This window comes from Pseudomonas izuensis, from assembly GCF_002356535.2.
GTDB classification, from domain to species: domain Bacteria; phylum Pseudomonadota; class Gammaproteobacteria; order Pseudomonadales; family Pseudomonadaceae; genus Aquipseudomonas; species Aquipseudomonas izuensis.
Map to the genome: position 1 here is coordinate 4,236,340 of NZ_AP017423.2, position 16,914 is coordinate 4,253,253.

Annotated in this window: 18 protein-coding genes; 12 read left to right on the top strand and 6 right to left on the bottom strand. The window is 61.8% G+C overall.

Annotated elements, in window-relative coordinates:
* Nucleotides 1-27 precede the first annotated feature (27 nt).
* Genes LAB08_RS18525 through LAB08_RS18535 form a run of 3 tightly spaced genes read right to left on the bottom strand, consistent with a single transcriptional unit; the run spans nucleotide 28 to nucleotide 3,098 of the window.
* The gene (locus LAB08_RS18525) at nucleotides 28-1,131 is read right to left on the bottom strand and encodes an extracellular solute-binding protein (protein WP_096510332.1); all 1,104 of its coding nucleotides are present in this window, start codon (nucleotides 1,129-1,131) and stop codon (nucleotides 28-30) included.
* A 1-nt stretch (nucleotide 1,132) separates the two neighbouring features.
* The gene (aguB, locus tag LAB08_RS18530) at nucleotides 1,133-2,041 is read right to left on the bottom strand and encodes an N-carbamoylputrescine amidase (protein ID WP_096510331.1); all 909 of its coding nucleotides are present in this window, start codon (nucleotides 2,039-2,041) and stop codon (nucleotides 1,133-1,135) included.
* 4 nt (nucleotides 2,042-2,045) lie between these two features.
* Nucleotides 2,046-3,098, bottom strand: a complete 1,053-nt coding sequence (locus LAB08_RS18535) for an agmatine deiminase family protein (protein ID WP_096515313.1) — start codon at nucleotides 3,096-3,098, stop codon at nucleotides 2,046-2,048.
* 136 nt (nucleotides 3,099-3,234) lie between these two features.
* On the opposite strand from LAB08_RS18535, the gene LAB08_RS18540 reads away from it, so the two are divergent.
* Nucleotides 3,235-4,098: a LysR substrate-binding domain-containing protein gene (locus tag LAB08_RS18540; protein ID WP_096510330.1), complete on the top strand. Its 864-nt coding sequence runs from the start codon at nucleotides 3,235-3,237 to the stop codon at nucleotides 4,096-4,098.
* Nucleotides 4,099-4,206: 108 nt separating this feature from the next.
* Here the strand turns inward: LAB08_RS18540 and LAB08_RS18545 are convergent, their stop codons facing one another.
* Nucleotides 4,207-5,142, bottom strand: coding sequence for a Ppx/GppA phosphatase family protein (locus LAB08_RS18545; RefSeq protein WP_096510328.1), 936 nt, complete (start codon nucleotides 5,140-5,142; stop codon nucleotides 4,207-4,209).
* A gap of 212 nt (nucleotides 5,143-5,354) precedes the next feature.
* On the opposite strand from LAB08_RS18545, the gene ppk2 reads away from it, so the two are divergent.
* Nucleotides 5,355-6,272: a polyphosphate kinase 2 gene (ppk2, locus tag LAB08_RS18550; protein WP_096510327.1), complete on the top strand. Its 918-nt coding sequence runs from the start codon at nucleotides 5,355-5,357 to the stop codon at nucleotides 6,270-6,272.
* A gap of 114 nt (nucleotides 6,273-6,386) precedes the next feature.
* Here ppk2 and LAB08_RS18555 read toward each other — a convergent pair whose 3' ends face one another.
* Nucleotides 6,387-7,385 carry a bile acid:sodium symporter family protein gene (locus LAB08_RS18555; RefSeq protein WP_096510326.1) on the bottom strand — a complete coding sequence of 333 codons (999 nt, stop codon included), beginning with the start codon at nucleotides 7,383-7,385 and terminating at the stop codon, nucleotides 6,387-6,389.
* 336 nt (nucleotides 7,386-7,721) lie between these two features.
* Here LAB08_RS18555 and LAB08_RS18560 point away from each other — a divergent pair, with 336 nt between their 5' ends.
* From LAB08_RS18560 to LAB08_RS18590, 7 genes are all read left to right on the top strand, one after another.
* Nucleotides 7,722-8,312, top strand: coding sequence for an amino acid synthesis family protein (locus LAB08_RS18560; protein ID WP_008019719.1), 591 nt, complete (start codon nucleotides 7,722-7,724; stop codon nucleotides 8,310-8,312).
* 45 nt (nucleotides 8,313-8,357) lie between these two features.
* Entirely contained in the window at nucleotides 8,358-9,191 is an 834-nt protein-coding gene (locus tag LAB08_RS18565; protein WP_096510325.1) for an alpha/beta fold hydrolase, read from the top strand.
* Nucleotides 9,188-10,669 carry an aldehyde dehydrogenase gene (locus LAB08_RS18570; RefSeq protein ID WP_096510324.1) on the top strand — a complete coding sequence of 494 codons (1,482 nt, stop codon included), beginning with the start codon at nucleotides 9,188-9,190 and terminating at the stop codon, nucleotides 10,667-10,669. Before LAB08_RS18565 ends, LAB08_RS18570 begins: the two co-directional genes overlap by 4 nt.
* Nucleotides 10,670-10,681: 12 nt before the next feature.
* Nucleotides 10,682-11,167 (top strand): flavin reductase family protein, encoded by a 486-nt coding sequence (locus LAB08_RS18575; protein ID WP_096510323.1) that lies wholly within the window; start codon nucleotides 10,682-10,684, stop codon nucleotides 11,165-11,167.
* 131 nt (nucleotides 11,168-11,298) lie between these two features.
* Nucleotides 11,299-11,688, top strand: a complete 390-nt coding sequence (gene pcaC, locus LAB08_RS18580; RefSeq protein WP_096510322.1) for a 4-carboxymuconolactone decarboxylase — start codon at nucleotides 11,299-11,301, stop codon at nucleotides 11,686-11,688.
* Nucleotides 11,689-11,762: 74 nt separating this feature from the next.
* Nucleotides 11,763-12,515, top strand: a complete 753-nt coding sequence (locus LAB08_RS18585; protein ID WP_096510321.1) for a GntR family transcriptional regulator — start codon at nucleotides 11,763-11,765, stop codon at nucleotides 12,513-12,515.
* 2 nt (nucleotides 12,516-12,517) lie between these two features.
* On the top strand, nucleotides 12,518-13,081 hold the full coding sequence (locus LAB08_RS18590; protein WP_096510320.1) for an NUDIX hydrolase: 564 nt from the start codon (nucleotides 12,518-12,520) through the stop codon (nucleotides 13,079-13,081).
* 114 nt (nucleotides 13,082-13,195) lie between these two features.
* Here LAB08_RS18590 and LAB08_RS18595 read toward each other — a convergent pair whose 3' ends face one another.
* Complete coding sequence (locus LAB08_RS18595) at nucleotides 13,196-13,492, bottom strand: DUF1330 domain-containing protein (RefSeq protein ID WP_096510319.1); 297 nt, start codon at nucleotides 13,490-13,492, stop codon at nucleotides 13,196-13,198.
* A 69-nt stretch (nucleotides 13,493-13,561) separates the two neighbouring features.
* Here LAB08_RS18595 and ribBA point away from each other — a divergent pair, with 69 nt between their 5' ends.
* The 3 genes from ribBA (at nucleotide 13,562) to LAB08_RS18610 (ending at nucleotide 16,912) form a co-directional block, all read left to right on the top strand.
* Nucleotides 13,562-14,671 (top strand): bifunctional 3,4-dihydroxy-2-butanone-4-phosphate synthase/GTP cyclohydrolase II, encoded by a 1,110-nt coding sequence (gene ribBA / locus LAB08_RS18600; protein WP_096510318.1) that lies wholly within the window; start codon nucleotides 13,562-13,564, stop codon nucleotides 14,669-14,671.
* A 286-nt stretch (nucleotides 14,672-14,957) separates the two neighbouring features.
* On the top strand, nucleotides 14,958-15,983 hold the full coding sequence (locus LAB08_RS18605; protein ID WP_096510317.1) for an ABC transporter substrate-binding protein: 1,026 nt from the start codon (nucleotides 14,958-14,960) through the stop codon (nucleotides 15,981-15,983).
* Entirely contained in the window at nucleotides 15,980-16,912 is a 933-nt protein-coding gene (locus tag LAB08_RS18610) for an ABC transporter permease (RefSeq protein WP_172901585.1), read from the top strand. Before LAB08_RS18605 ends, LAB08_RS18610 begins: the two co-directional genes overlap by 4 nt.
* Nucleotides 16,913-16,914: the final 2 nt, after the last annotated feature.

Below are 16,914 nucleotides of genomic sequence, written 5' to 3' on the forward strand. Positions count from 1 at the left end.
TTTGCTCCTACGGGGTCAGCGCTGATTTCACTGGCCGGTAGCGGTCTTGAACTTGGTCCAGGTGCGCATGCGCGCCCGCATGTCAGCCTGGGGAATGTCCTTGCCGGGAATCAATCGAGCATAGGTAGCTTCATCGATGTAGATGTCCGGGTTGTCGCGCATCGTTGCATCGACGTTGGGACGGGCCTTGGCATTCGACGTTGGATAGCCGGTGAAGTTACTGATGGCCGCCATGTTCTGCGGGCGCATGACGAAGTTGATGAACGCATAGGCGTACTCCGGATGCTTGGCATCGACCGGAATCGCCATGGTGTCCATCCACACCGTAGTGCCCTCACGGGGAATGCGGTACTGGAACCGGGTTTTCTTGCCGGCGGAATCCGAGGTGCGCTGGGCCTGGGTCATGTCCCCGCTGTAGCCGAGGGACAGGCACAGGTTGCCGTTCACCAGGTCGGTCACCGGTTGCGACTGGAACTTGCGAATGTACGGCCGCAACCCGGCCAGCAGTTCGCCCGCCGCCTTCAGGTCTTCGGGCTTGGCACTGCGCGGCTCGCGACCGAGGTAGTTGAGCACCACCGCCAGCACTTCGTCCGGCGAGTCGATCATCGAGATGCCGCAATCGGCAAACTTGGCGGCCAATTCAGGCTTGAACAACATGTCCAGGCTGTTGACCGGGGCATCCGGCACACGCTGCTTGATCTGCTCGTCGTTATAAGTCACGCCGATGGTGCCCCAGGTGTAAGGGACGGTGGCCTGGCTCGAATGCTCATATTGCCTGCGCAGTTTTTGCAGGCCGGGCTCGATGTCGGCCATTTCCGTGAGTTTCGAGCGGTCCAGCGGTTGCAGGCTACCGGCACGCACCAGGCGCTCGGCCACGGTGTCACCGGGGAAGATCAGGTCATAACCGCTGCCACCTGCCAGCATCTTGGCTTCCAGCGTCTCGCTGCCATCCATGACGTCGTAAATCACCTTGATCCCGGTTTCGGCGGTGAACCGGCTCAGGGTGTCCTCGGCAAAATAGTCGGCCCAGTTGTACAGCCGCAGGGTTTTTTCCTCGGCGTGCAGCGAGGTCACCGCGCAGGTGATGGCCAATCCCAGGACGACGGGCAACCGTCTATTGAAAGTGCGCATGTCAGACCCCTTGAGTATTCCAGCGTGCATTGAGGTGGCGACCGTCCTGGCTCAACAGTGCTCCGTACATGTCCGGACGGCGATCGCGGTAGATGCCCCAGCTCAGGCGTTCTTCGCGCATGGCCGCCAGGTCGAGGCTGTGCACCAGCACGCCCGTGCTGTCACGGTCGGCCTCGGTGAGCAATTTGCCCTTGTGGTTACAGATGAAGGACGAGCCGTAGAAACTCATCTGCAAGGCTGGATCGGTAGTCGCCGCTTCACGACCGACGCGATTGGAGGCCACCACCGGCAGGATGTTGGCGGCCGCATGACCGCGCATGGTCATTTGCCAGTGGTCGCGGGAATCCAGGCTGGCGCAGCCGGGTTCCGAGCCGATGGCTGTAGGGAACAACAGCACTTCAGCGCCCATCAAGGCCAGGCAGCGAGCCGTCTCGGGAAACCATTGATCCCAGCAGATGCCCACGCCGATGCGCCCGAACGCCGTGTCCCAGACGCGGAAACCGGTGTCGCCCGGGCTGAAGTATTCCTTTTCCTGGTAGCCAATGGCGTTGGGTATATGGGTCTTGCGATACACCTCCAGCAAACGCCCATCGGCATCGGCCACGCACAACGAATTGAAATACGCATTGCCGGCCTTTTCGAACCAGCTCAGCGGCAACACCACGCCCAACTCCCTGGCCAGCGCGGCGAAGCGCTTGAGCACGGGGCTGTCGCGAAACTCCTCGGCCAGTGCCAAATGCTGGTGACTTTGCTCGATACAGAAATACGGCGTGGCAAACAGCTCCTGCAACAGGATGACCTGCGCACCTTTGGCCGCCGCCTCACGCACCAGTTGCTCGGCCAGATCGAGGTTGTGTTGCAGGTCCCAGGTGCAGGGCATCTGGGTGACAGCAATGGTTAACAGGGTCATGGCATCAACCCTCCACCGGCCAGGCCGGCTGTTGCTGAGTAATGCAATGCACGCCGCCACCGCCATGAGCCAGATGATTGATGCGCACCGGCACCACCTCGCGCCCCGGGAACGCCTTGCCCAACACCTCGGCGGCCGCGTGGTCGGCTTCAATGCCGTAGGCCGGCATGATGATCGCGTCGTTGACGATGTAGAAGTTGGTGTAGGACGCGCAGAACACTTCCGCTTCCGGGTCCACGGCATCGCTGGCTTCATACAGCTCGATCAGTTCGAACTTGCGTCCCTTGGCATCAGTCGCCAATTCCAGGGCACGGCGGTTCTCTTTGGCCACTTCGGCATACACCGATTGCCGGTCATGCGTGGCGTCCACCAGCAACACACCAGGGCGGGCGAATGCGCACACACCATCGACATGGCCGTCGGTCATGTCGCCGGTGACGTAATCGGGATCACCCGGCAACCAGATGGTCTTTTTCACGCCCAGCAGACGCGCAAAGATCTCCTCCATCTCAGCCTTGTTCATGCCCGGGTTGCGATTGGGGTTGAGCAACACCGACTCAGTGGTGATCAGCGTGCCTTCGCCATCGACGTGAATGGCTCCGCCCTCATTGCTCAGATGCGTGCCAAAGCACGGCAAGCCCAGATGATTGAGCGCGCGCCGCGCCAGGCCTTCGTCCAGATCATGGGCCGACTTGCCGCCCCAGGCATTGAAGCGCCAGCTCACCCCGGCCAGGCCTTGCTGCGGGTGACAGACGAAACTCGGTCCGGAATCGCGGCACCAGCTGTCGTTCACCGGCAACTCGATCAGCTCGATGTTCGGTCCACACAGGGCTTTGGCGCTGGCTACGGCAGACGGATCAACGACCATTTTCACCGGTTCGAAACGGGCAATGGCGTTGGCCACGCCCGCGAAATCTTCTTGCACCTGGGCCAAGGTCACGCGCCAGCCCGACTCCCAGAGCGCCTGGTTGTGCGGCCAGACCATCCAGGTCGCCGCGTGCCGCACCCACTCCGCAGGCATCATCCAACCGGTGTTTAGATTTTCGTTCTGCAGCATGATAAAAAGCCCCATTAGTTAAGCCATTGTGTTCAACAAAAACTGCCTTGTTGGTCTTGGCTTGCATGCTACGGCTGTAAAAACGGGCAAACAAACGATGGATTTTGCAGAGAAGTGATTAGAGGAACTTATCAATATGCTGAAGCACTGGCCGCCGCTGAGCACCCTTCGCGGCTTCGAAGCCGCCGCCCGCCTGGGCAGTTTTCACAAGGCTGCCGCCGAGCTACACCTCACCCAGTCGGCCATCAGCCAACAGATTCGCAGCCTTGAGGCATACCTCGAGCAACCCCTGTTTTTTCGCAGCGGGCGCAGTGTCAGCCTGACCGACGCAGGGCATGATTTGCTCAGCACCACCCAGGCCATGCTGCAACAACTGTCCGTGGGCATTCGCCGTCTCGGGCAATACCAGAAACCCAATCAACTGGTGCTCAACACCACCCCGGCGTTCGCCCGCCACTGGCTGCTGCCACGCCTGGGGGATTTTCGCCGCCGCCATCCTCAGGTCGATCTGTGGATCTACAGCACCAATGAAGTACCGGACATGGCCACCCAGACCATCGACATTGCCGTGCGCGATGACATCAGCTCCCAGGCTGAGTGCAGCTTCAAGGTGCTGTACGCCGACCGCCTCTACCCCGCCTGCCACCCGGACCTTTTGGCGCAGCCGCAGGCACAGCGCACCACCCTGCACGGCGAACGGGAAATGGATTGGAGTCATTGGGCGGTGGAGGCCGGCATTGATGTCGGCCAGCAGGATCAGGGGCTGAACTTCTCCGACCCCGGCCTGCTGCTGGACGCCGCGTGCGCGGGGCTCGGTATTGCGCTGGTGAGCCAGCTGCTCAGCCGGCAGGCTCGCGCCACCGGCCTGTTGCAGCCGCTGGTGGAGCAAACCATTCGTGGCCCGAACTGGGCGCTGTTGACCCATCGCGACAGTGAAAGCAATGCGCGGGCTTTCAGTGAATGGTTGGTCGAAAACCTGGAGGAGGCACAACCCCTGTAGGAGCGGGCGTGCTCGCGATGGTCGTAAACGATAACGCTGGCTGCCTGACACCCCACGGTGCTTGTGCCTCCATCGCGAGCAAGCTCGCTCCTACAAAGAGCATGCGCGTCAGTGACGGGACATCAGGCCGTGCAGGACACCGAACCGCAAACCCGGCTCGGAAGGCGTCATGTGGGTGATGCCGAAGACCTTGAATGCCGCCAGCATGAGCACCAGGCCGCCCGGCAGGATGCTCAGTCGATGGGCGGGCAACCCCGCCAGCCGCAGCTTCTTGACATGCCCGATCTCCAGCAGGCGCAACGACAATCGCAACAGGCCACTGTAGGTAATGCCCCGTTGGCCGAAATCGTTCAACCCGTTGGCGTTGAGCACTTTGGCCAACATGCGCGCAGTGCCTGAAGAGCCGATGGTCTGCTGCCAGCCCTTGGCACGATAACGCCGGGCCACCTTGTCAAAGGCCAGCGTGGCGACGCGCTCGGCTTCGAGCAGCGCCTGGGCCGTTATGGCGCCGCCCGCAAAGTAGCGCGTACCGAAGGTGCCGCTGCCGATGGCAATGCTTTCGGTGACCAGGGGTTGGGCACCGCGTCCCAGAATCAACTCGGTGGACCCGCCACCGATGTCCACCACCAGGCGCATGCTGTCTGCCCCGGGAATCGTATGGGCGACCCCGGCGTAGACCAGGTGGGCTTCTTCCTGCCCGGAGATGACGTCGATACGGAACCCCAGGTGGCGTTCCGCGCTGGCCAGGAACAATTGAGCATTGTCCGCTTCACGCACGGCACTGGTCGCGACTGCCCGTACTCGCCCGGCTTCGAAACCGCGCAATTTCTTGCCGAAACGCGCCAGCGCCTGCCAGCCCCGATCCAGCGCCATTTCGTCCAGCCCCCCGCCTTGAAACCCCTCCGCCAGACGCACGGGTTCACGCAGGGTTTTCACTTCCTGGATCATGAACTGTCGATTCCGTTTGACCGGCTGGCCAATCATCATGCGAAACGCATTGGAGCCCAGGTCAACGGCCGCAAACAGGGAGGCGTCTCCTTTCATGGTAGGGATTCCTGGCAGTTTCATCAGCCCCTGGACGGAGTTCCAAGGGGCGCTAAAGGCGGTTTGCGCCGATCCTGCCATGGGGTTGGTGACACCCTGATGACAGCCGGACAAATTCAGTTACCTTCTGTCCACCATCATCTGTCCGTCACCACGCCGTCACACGCACGGGCCTAGCATGGCCACTTCCATCTTCGTCGGGAGTGATGACCATGCCGCTGACCAACGACACCCTGTTGCAACGTATTCACCGCGAACTGCTCGATCACAGTGACGAAGAGCTTGAGCTGGAGCTGCTGGAGGACGATCACGACCTCGAAGCGCTGTTCGACGATCACCTCGGCGACAGCCCCGAAAAGCAGGAACGGCGCCGCTATTTCAGCGAGCTGTTCCGTCTGCAGGGTGAACTGGTGAAGTTGCAGAGTTGGGTGGTGAAAACCGGGCACAAGGTGGTGATCCTGTTCGAAGGACGCGACGCGGCGGGTAAAGGCGGTGTGATCAAACGCATCACGCAGCGGCTCAATCCCCGGGTCTGCCGGGTCGCCGCCCTGCCCGCGCCCAATGATCGCGAACGCACCCAGTGGTATTTCCAGCGCTACGTGTCGCACCTGCCGGCCGCGGGCGAAATCGTCCTGTTCGACCGCAGCTGGTACAACCGCGCCGGTGTCGAGCAAGTCATGGGGTTCTGCAACGCGGACCAATACGAAGAATTCTTTCGCACCGTGCCCGAGTTCGAACGCATGCTCGCGCGCTCCGGCATCCAATTGATCAAATACTGGTTCTCGATCTCCGATCAGGAACAGCACCTGCGCTTTCTCAGCCGCATCCATGACCCGCTCAAACAATGGAAACTCAGCCCCATGGACCTGGAATCCCGCCGGCGCTGGGAGGCCTACACCAAGGCCAAGGAAATCATGCTCGAACGCACCCATATCGCCGAAGCGCCGTGGTGGGTGGTACAGGCCGACGACAAGAAGAAGGCACGGCTCAACTGCATCCATCACTTGCTTGGACAAATGCCCTATGAAGAGGTGGAACTGCCGGTGATCGAACTGCCGGAGCGCGTGCGCCAGGAGGATTACTCGCGCAGCCCGACGCCACCGGAAATCATCGTGCCGCAGGTTTACTGACCCTGTGCGAGCGAGCCTGCTCGCGATGGAGGCACAAGCACCGCGGGGTGTCCGTCAGCCAGCGTCATCGTTGACGTCCATCGCGAGCAGGCTCACTCCTAAAGGTTTTTTGCCTCAGGGATCGACCTGCCCCATCAGTTCAGCCACCGATTCCTGGCGTTTTGCATAACGCTGGGCCAGCACCGCACAGACCATCAGCTGAATCTGATGGAACAGCATCAGCGGCAGGATCAACACGCCGATGGTGCTGCCGGCGAACAGTACCTGGGCCATCGGCACGCCAGTAGCCAGGCTTTTCTTCGAACCGCAGAACAGGATGGTGATGCGGTCTTCCTGATTGAAGCCAAAGGCTTTGCCCAGCACGCTGGAGGCGACCAACACCAGTCCCAGGACCACACAGCAGGCCACCACCAGCCCCGCCAGGTCCCGCAGCGGAATCTGATGCCAGATGCCTTCGTTCACCGCTTCGCTGAACGCGCCGTAGACCACCAGCAGAATCGAGCCCTGGTCAACGAACTTCAGCCAGTGCTTGTTACGCCCCACCCAGGCGCCGATCCAGCGCCGCGCGATCTGCCCGGCAATGAACGGCAGCAATAATTGCACGCTGATCTTCACGATGGCATCGACGGTCGAGCCGCCTTCGCCGTGCACATTCAGCAGCAGGGTCACCAGCAACGGTGTGAGGAAAATCCCGAACAGGCTGGAGGCCGCCGCGCTGCAAATCGCCGCCGGAATGTTGCCGCGGGCCAGGGACGTGAAGGCAATCGCCGACTGCACCGTGGCGGGCAGCGCGCAGAGGTAGAGCATGCCCATGTACAGGTCAGCGCCGATCATCGGTGACAGCACCGGCTTGAGCGCCAGCCCGAGCAGCGGGAACAGCACGAAGGTCAGGCTGAACACCAGCAGATGCAGGCGCCAATGGCCGGCACCGGCGATGATCGACTCACGGGACAGCTTGGCGCCATGCAGGAAAAACAGCAGGGCAATGGCGACGTTGGTCAGCCAGCCGAAGCCCACCGCCACCTGCCCGCCGGCAGGCAACAAACTGGCGATAAGCACCACGCCGATCAGGGCCAGGGTGAAGTTGTCGGGCAAGAAACGTGGGCGAGTCATCGGGGTCATCCGGGGTTGCCAGGAATGTAGCCTCGACTCTAACGCCCATCGCGGTTGCCGGCTAACGCTAGTAAGCCAGTAGATAGCGCCTAACGGACAAGTCCCCCCTTGTAGGAGCAAAGCTTGCTCGCGATGACGGCAGCGCCGCCAACATTGATGCCAACTGAACCACCGCTATCGCGAGCAAGCATTGCTCCCACGTCGGATCGCTCGTACAGGAGTTCAGCCCCATTTCATCGCCATTCGACCAGAAACCCGTTCAAGGCTCTTGCACAACCTATATTATGGTATACCATCATACGCACAGACACCTTCCATCCTGATACGGAGCAGCCCATGAGTTTCGAAATCCGCAAGATCGTCAGCTATGTCGAAGAGACCTTCATCGAAGGCGGCAAGGCCACCGATAAACCCGTGACCATGGTCGGGCTGGCAGTCGTGATGAAAAACCCCTGGCTGGGCAACGGCTTTGTCGAAGACCTGAAACCGCAAATCCGCGCCAACTGCTCCGACCTCGGCGCGCTGATGGTTGAACGCCTGGTGGGCATCATCGGCGGTGCCGAAAAAATCGAGGCCTATGGCAAGGCTGCCGTGGTCGGCGCCGACGGCGAAATCGAACACGCGTCCGCCGTCATCCATACCCTGCGCTTCGGCAACCACTACCGCGAAGCGGTCAAGGCCAAGAGCTACCTGAGCTTCACCAACAAGCGCGGCGGCCCGGGCACCTCGATCCAGATTCCGATGATGCACAAGGACGACGAAGGCCTGCGCTCGCACTACATCACCCTGGAAATGCAGATCGAAGACGCGCCACGCGCCGACGAAATCGTCGTGGTCCTGGGTTGCGCCGACGGCGGCCGCCTGCACCCGCGCATCGGTAACCGTTACATCGATCTGGAAGAGCTGGCGGCCGAAAACGCCCAGTAACACCGGCTCGGGCAACTACAACAAAAAGGTATGCAGGAGCGCTCCATGATTCGGCTCACCGCTGAACGCACCCCGGCTGGAACCAGTTACCTGGCGACCGGCCAAGGCCAGCCCGTGGTCTTGATCCACGGCGTGGGCCTGAACAAAGAAATGTGGGGCGGCCAGATCGTTGGCCTGGCCACGAAATACCGCGTCATTGCCTACGACATGCTGGGGCATGGTGCCAGCCCGCGCCCGGAAAGCGGCACGCCCCTGCTCGGCTATGCCGACCAGTTGCTGGAGCTGCTCGATCATTTGCAATTGCCCAAGGCGGCGGTGATCGGTTTCTCCATGGGCGGGTTGGTGGCGCGGGCTTTTGCCCTGCATTACCCGCAACGCCTGCAGAGTCTGGTGGTGCTCAACAGTGTGTTCAATCGCACCGCCGAACAACGCGCCGGCGTGATCGCCCGCACCAGTCAGGCCGCCGAACACGGGCCGGACGCCAACGCCGAAGCGGCGTTGTCACGCTGGTTCAGCCGCGAGTACCAGGCGGCCAATCCGGCACAGATCGCCGCGCTGCGCCAGACCCTTGCGCAGAACGATCCGCAGGGTTACCTGACCACTTATGAGCTGTTCGCCACCCAGGACATGTACCGCGCCGATGACCTGGCCAACATCCAGGTGCCGACGCTGGTCGCCACCGGCGAACTGGACCCGGGCTCGACCCCGGACATGGCCGAGCAACTGGCCCGGCGCATACCCGGTGCGACCGTTGCCGTACTCGCCGAACAGCGGCATATGATGCCCGTAGAATCGCCGCGCCTGGTCAACCAGCTGTTGCTGGAGTTCCTCGACACAGCGCACTCCCGACAAAACCATATAAAGGGGATCGTTGCATGACACTCGCACGCTTCCAGATGTGCATCGGCGGTGAATGGGTCGATGCCCTCTCGGGCAAGACTTTCGAAAGCCTGAACCCCGCCCTGGCACAAGCCTGGGCTGAACTGCCCGATGCCGACGAAGCCGATGTCGAGCGCGCCGTGCAGGCTGCGCAGACTGCTTTCGACAGCCCGGCCTGGCGCGGTTTGACTGCCACCGCACGCGGCAAGCTGCTGCGGCGCCTGGGCGACCTGATCGCCGAAAACAAGGAACAACTGGCACAGCTGGAAAGCCGCGACAACGGCAAGCTGATCCGCGAAACCCGCGGCCAGGTCGGCTATCTGCCGGAGTTTTTCCACTACACCGCAGGCCTTGCGGACAAGCTTGAAGGCGGCACCCTGCCCCTGGACAAGCCGGACCTGTTTGCCTACACCGTGCACGAAGCCATGGGCGTGGTTGCGGCGATTATTCCGTGGAACAGTCCGCTGTACCTGACCGCGATCAAGCTGGCCCCGGCCCTGGCCGCGGGCAACACCATCGTGATCAAGCCGTCCGAGCACGCCTCGGCGACCATTCTCGAACTGGCGCGCCTGGCCCTGGAAGCCGGCATTCCTCCGGGCGTGGTCAACGTCGTCACCGGTTACGGCCCAAGCACCGGCGCGGCCCTGACCCGCCATCCGCTGGTGCGCAAGATCGCCTTCACCGGCGGCGCGGCCACGGCACGGCATGTGGTGCGCAGCAGCGCCGAGAACTTCGCCAAGCTGTCGCTGGAACTGGGCGGTAAATCGCCGAACATCATTTTCGCCGATGCCGACCTCGACAGCGCGATCAACGGTGCCATCGCCGGCATCTACGCCGCGTCCGGACAGAGCTGCGTCTCCGGCTCGCGCCTGTTGGTGCAGGACGAAATCTACGATGAGTTCGTCGGCCGCCTGGTGGAACGCGCCCAGCGCATCCGCATCGGCAACCCGCAGGAAGACAGCAGCGAAATGGGCCCGATGGCCACCGCGCAGCAACTGGCGGTGGTCGAAGGCCTGGTCGCCGATGCCATTGCCGAAGGCGCGCGCCTGCGCCTGGGTGGCAAACGTCCGACCAATCTTGGTGACGGCTGGTTCTATGAGCCGACGCTGTTCGAGTGCGACCGCAACTCGATGAAGATCATGCAGGAAGAAGTGTTCGGCCCGGTGGCTTCGGTCATCCGCTTCAAGGACGAAGCCGAAGCGCTGGCCATCGCCAACGACTCGCAGTTCGGCCTCGCCGCCGGCATCTGGACCCGCGACCTGGGGCGTGCCCATCGCCTGGCCCGGGACGTGCGCTCGGGGATCATCTGGGTCAACACCTACCGCGCCGTGTCGGCCATGGCACCGATCGGCGGTTTCAAGAACAGCGGCTATGGACGCGAAAGCGGCATCGATTCGGTGCTGGCCTACACCGAGCTGAAAACGGTGTGGATCAACCTCTCCCAGGCACCCATGCCTGACCCGTTTGTGATGCGCTAGGAGTCCTGCGAAATGATCGAACCCGGCATTTACAAAGACGTCATGAGCTCGTTCCCGTCCGGCGTCACGGTGGTCACCACCCTGGACCCGGCCGGCGGCATCGTCGGCATTACCGCCAGTGCCTTCAGTGCGCTGTCGATTGATCCGGCACTGGTGCTGTTCTGCCCCAACTATGGCTCCGACACCTACCCGGTGCTGCGCGACAGCAAGCAGTTCGCCATTCACCTGCTGTCCGCCGACCAGACCGCCGAGGCCTATGCGTTCGCCGGCAAGGGCAAGGACAAAGCCAACGGCATCGACTGGCATTTGAGTGCGTTGGGCAACCCGATACTGGCCAACGCCACGGCCATCATCGAGTGCGAACTGTGGCGTGAATACGATGGCGGCGATCACGCCATCATCGTAGGCGCAGTGAAGAACCTGATCCTGCCCGAGCAGCCGGTGACACCGATGATTTACCACAAGGGCAAGCTGGGGCCGTTGCCCACACTGGCTTGAGAGAACAATGCAAAACCCTGTGGGAGCTGGCTTGCCAGCGATAGCGGTAGATCAGTCAGCATTGATGTTGACTGTGATCAAGTCATCGCTGGCAAGCCAGCTCCCACAGGGGCTGAGTTGAGGCAAACGACATGAGTAACGAAAAGTACGAACAGGGCCTGAAAATTCGCACCCAGGTGCTTGGCGAAGCCTACGTCAACCGCTCCATCGAGAACGCCGACGACTTCACCCGCCCCTTGCAGGAGATGGTCACCGAGTACTGCTGGGGCCATGTCTGGGGCCGTGAAGGCTTGTCGCTCAAGGAGCGCAGCATGATCAACCTGGCCATGATCTCGGCCCTCAACCGCCCGCACGAACTCAAGCTGCATGTGCGCGGCGCCTTGCGTAACGGCTTGAGTCGTGAGCAAATACGCGAAATTCTGCTTCAGGTCGGCATTTATTGCGGGGTCCCCGCTGCCGTAGACAGCTTCCGGCTCGCCCGTGAAGCCTTCGCCGAAGCCGATGCCGAGGCCTCCAGTTAACCCTCGGCTGTTTGATCTGAACGCGCGCGGTCGATGCCCGTTCTGCAAGGACAGCCATCTTTAGAGCGTACCCCATGAAACGCCTGCCACTCGACGACAGCTTCAAGGTCAATCGCAACCCCGTTACCCTGCGCGAAATCGTGCTGGATAAACTGCGAAGCGCCATCATGAACTTCCAGCTTTTGCCGGGAGATCGTCTGGTCGAACGCGATCTGTGCGATCGCCTTGGCGTGAGCCGCACCTCGGTACGCGAGGCCTTGCGTCACCTGGAGTCCGAAGGGCTGGTGGAGTTCGCCGACGCCAAGGGGCCGCGAGTCGCCATCATCACCCTGGCCGATGCCGTCGACATCTATGAACTGCGTTGCGTGCTCGAAGGCCTGATCGTCCAGTTGTTCACCCTGCGTGCCAAGGCCAAGGACATCAAGGCCCTGGAAAAAGCCCTGGAGGTCAACCGCCAGGCGCTGAAGGAAGGTGAACTGCAGCAAGTCATCGACTCCGTCCAGGGTTTCTACGACGTTCTGCTTGAAGGTTCCGGCAACCACGTCGCGGCCACGCAATTGCGCCAGCTGCAGGCGCGGATCAGTTACTTGCGCGCGACCTCGGTGTCCCAGGAAAACCGTCGCGGCGCCAGCAACCAGGAAATGGAACGCATGGTCGAGGCGATCAAGAGCGGCGATCCCCTGGCCGCCCACCAGGCCTGCGTCGACCACGTCCGCGCCGCCGCCACCGTCGCCCTCGATTACCTCAAGCGCCAGCAGGAAGAGACCGGGGTAATCCCCGAGATCACCCAGCCCATCGCGCTCAAAGAACCGCGCATAGGCCGCTGATCATGTTCAGCCCGAGCTTTTGTCCAAAGTGCGGCGGCCATGACCTCGGGTCACAGCTGCCGCCGGGCGATACGCACGAGCGCCTGATGTGCCGTGGCTGTGGCTACATCCACTACGTCAATCCGAAAATCATCGCCGGCTGCATCATTGAGCAGGACGGCAAGTATTTGCTGTGCCAGCGCGCGATCCCACCGCGCCCCGGCACCTGGACACTGCCGGCAGGCTTCATGGAAGCCGGCGAGACCACCGAGCAGGCGGCATTGCGCGAGGTCTGGGAAGAGAGCGGCGTACGGGGGGAAATCCTCTCGCCCTACTCGATCTTCAGCGTGCCGAAGATCAGCGAGGTGTACATCATCTTCCGCGCCATCGCCTTGGAAATCACCGGTCAGTTCGGACCGGAAACCCTCGCCTGCAAATTCTTCGCGCCCGAGGACATTCCCTGGGACAGCATCTATTACCCGGCCATCCGGCAAATCCTCGAGCGCTACATCGAGGAACGCCAGGCCGGGATCTATGGCATTTACATCGGCAACGACGACAGCGGCAAGATTCACTTCATCCGTTAGTTTGACCCTGCACACCCTGTGGGAGCAAAGCTTGCTCGCGATAGCGGCGGTCCAGTCAATATTAATGGCGAATGACCCACCGCTATCGCGAGCAAGCTTTGCTCCCACAGATAATCAAACCGGCGCCACCCCCTCGACGATAACAATCTCCGCCCGCCCCGCCCCCTCACGGTGCCGCTTCGCCTCCTGATACTCCGGCGACCGGTAACAGGCCAACGCCTGCTCGTACGAATCAAATTCAATCACCACATTGCGTTGTGCCGCCGGCCCGCCTTCCAGCGCTTCGCTGCGCCCGCCCCGGGCCAGCATCCGCCCACCGTACAAGGCGAAAGCCGCCGGCGCCCGCTGGGTGTATTGGCTGTATTGATCGGGATCGGTGACATCCACGTGAGCAATCCAGTACGCCTTCATAGTGACCTCCTCAGTATTCTGTATTATGGTATACCACACTATATTTCCATCAAACACTGAGAGTCCAGCATGGCCTTCAACAGCATCGAAGAAATCATCGAAGATTATCGCCTCGGCAAAATGGTGCTGCTGGTGGATGACGAAGACCGGGAAAACGAAGGCGACCTGCTGCTGGCAGCGGACTGCTGTACGGCCCAAGCCATCAGCTTCATGGCCCGGGAAGCGCGTGGCCTGATCTGCCTGACCCTGACCGACGAACATTGCCAGCGCCTGGGCCTTGAGCAGATGGTGCCGAGCAACGGCAGTGTGTTCAGCACCGCGTTCACGGTGTCCATCGAAGCGGCCATCGGTGTGACCACCGGCATTTCCGCCGCCGACCGGGCCCGCACCGTGGCGGCTGCCGTCGCCCTTGGGGCAGGCCCGACCGATATCGTGCAACCGGGCCACATCTTTCCATTACGTGCCAAAGAAGGCGGCGTGCTTACCCGCGCCGGCCATACCGAAGCCGGTTGCGACCTGGCACGCCTGGCCGGCTTCACCCCGGCGTCGGTGATTGTCGAAGTCATGAACGACGACGGCACCATGGCACGCCGTCCGGACCTGGAAGTGTTCGCACGCAAGCACGGGATCAAGATCGGCACCATCGCCGACCTGATTCACTATCGCCTGAGCACTGAACACACGGTCCAACGCATTGGCGAACGTGAGCTGCCGACCGTGCATGGCACCTTTCGTCTGATCACCTTTGAGGATCGCATCGAGGGTGGTGTCCACATGGCCATGGTCATGGGCGACTTGCGCCGCGATGAAGCGACGCTGGTGCGCGTGCATGTGATCGACCCCCTGCGCGATCTGGTCGGCGCCGAATACAGCGGCCCCTCCAATTGGACCTTGTGGGCCGCGCTGCAACGGGTGGCCGAAGAAGGTTGCGGCGTGGTGGTGGTGCTGGCCAACCATGAATCCTCACAGGCGTTGCTGGAGCGTGTCCCGCAATTGACCCAGCCGCCACGGCAGTTCAGCCGCTCACAGTCGCGGATCTATTCGGAAGTAGGCACCGGTGCGCAGATTCTGCAAAACCTGGGTGTTGGCAAGCTGCGGCATCTCGGTCCGCCGCTGAAGTATGCGGGGTTGACCGGGTATGACCTGGAAGTGGTGGAGAGTATTCCGTTTACCGGTTGATTCCCTGTGGGAGCGCGCCTGCTCGCGAAGGCGCCAGGACAGCCAATAAAGATGTTGGATTTACCGGCCTCTTCGCGAGCAGGCTCGCTCCCACAGGGGATGTTGTTAATCCTTCAAAAACCACATTTGCCAGATAGCCGGTACGGCAAAATGCTTGCACAAAGTTTGGAATACCATAATATGATATTCCATAGACCGGACAGTCACAGCGACTCGATGGACCTGTTGCTCCCGATAGGCGGGCACTGAAAGCCCCGCTCATAAACACAACAATGAGGGCGTGAAAATGGTGTTGAACAAACGTGTATCCGCCGTGCTGTTCGCGGGTCTGCTCAGCGTGACCAGCCAGGCCTTGATGGCCGCCGAAAGCGTCAATTTCGTCAGCTGGGGCGGTAGCACCCAGGATGCGCAGAAACAGGCCTGGGCCGACCCGTTCAGCAAGTCCAGCGGCATCACCGTGGTTCAGGACGGCCCGACCGACTACGGCAAACTCAAAGCCATGGTCGAAAGCGGCAACGTGCAGTGGGACGTGGTCGATGTCGAAGCCGACTTCGCCTTGCGCGCCGCCTCCGAAGGCTTGCTCGAACCCCTCGATTTCAAAGTCATCCAGCGCGATAAAATCGACCCACGGTTTGTCTCCGATCATGGCGTCGGCTCGTTCTTCTTCTCCTTCGTGCTCGGCTACAACGAGGGCAAGCTCGGCTCCGGCAAACCCCAGGACTGGTCCGCGCTGTTCGACACCAAGACCTACCCCGGCAAACGCGCCCTCTACAAATGGCCAAGCCCCGGCGTGCTGGAACTGGCCCTGCTGGCCGATGGCGTGAGTGCAGACAAGCTCTATCCGCTGGACCTGGATCGCGCCTTCAAGAAACTCGACACCATCAAGAAAGACATCGTCTGGTGGGGCGGCGGCGCTCAATCGCAACAGCTGCTGGCCTCGGGTGAAGCGAGCATGGGCCAGTTCTGGAATGGCCGGATTCACGCCCTGCAAGAAGACGGCGCCCCCGTCGGCGTAAGCTGGAAACAGAACCTGGTCATGGCCGACATTCTGGTCATTCCCAAAGGTTCGAAGAACAAGGACGCGGCGATGAAGTTCCTGGCCAATGCCAGCAGCGCCAAGGGACAGGCCGACTTCTCCAACCTGACCGCCTACGCCCCGGTCAACGTCGACAGCTTGGCGCGCCTGGATTCTGTGCTGGCCCCCAACCTGCCGACGGCCTACGCCAAGGACCAAATCACTCTCGACTTCGCGTACTGGGCCAAGAACGGTCCGGCCATCGCGACACGGTGGAACGAATGGCTGGTCAAATGAAAATGACGGCAACCGCGACCCGTCCGTCCACGCCCGTCGGGAGCGCCTCCGGCGCTGCCGGCAAGGCCGCTGCGATGACTCAATCCCCGAGCCTGGCACAGCGCTGGCGTGGTTCGAGCAACCTCATCCCTGCCCTGCTGTTCCTTGGCCTGTTTTTCCTCGCACCGCTGATCGGCCTGCTGCTGCGCGGTGTGCTGGAACCGACACCGGGCCTGGGCAACTACGCGCAGCTGTTCGCCAACTCGGCTTATGCCCGAGTCTTGCTCAACACCTTCTCGGTGGCGGGCCTGGTGACACTGTTCAGCTTGCTGCTGGGCTTCCCGCTGGCCTGGGCGATCACCCTGGTACCACGCGGCTGGGGTCGTTGGATCCTCAACATCGTGCTGTTGTCGATGTGGACCAGCCTCCTCGCCCGGACCTATTCGTGGCTGGTGCTGCTGCAAGCCTCGGGCGTGATCAACAAGGCGCTGATGGCCATGGGCATCATCGATCAGCCACTGGAAATGGTGCATAACCTGACAGGCGTGGTGATCGGCATGAGTTACATCATGATCCCGTTCATCGTGCTGCCGTTGCAGGCGACCATGCAGGCCATCGATCCGATGATCCTGCAGGCCGGTTCCATCTGCGGCGCCAGTCCCTGGACCAACTTCTTCCGGGTGTTCCTGCCGCTGTGCCGGCCGGGACTGTTCTCCGGCGGCCTGATGGTGTTCGTGATGTCCCTCGGTTACTACGTGACCCCGGCGCTGCTGGGCGGTGCGCAGAACATGATGCTGCCCGAGTTCATCATTCAGCAGGTGCAATCGTTCCTCAACTGGGGCCTGGCGAGCGCCGGCGCCGCGTTGCTGATCGTGATTACGCTGGTGTTGTTCTACTTCTACCTGAAGCTCCAGCCGGAATCCCCGGTTGGCGCCAGCAACGCGAGGTAAGC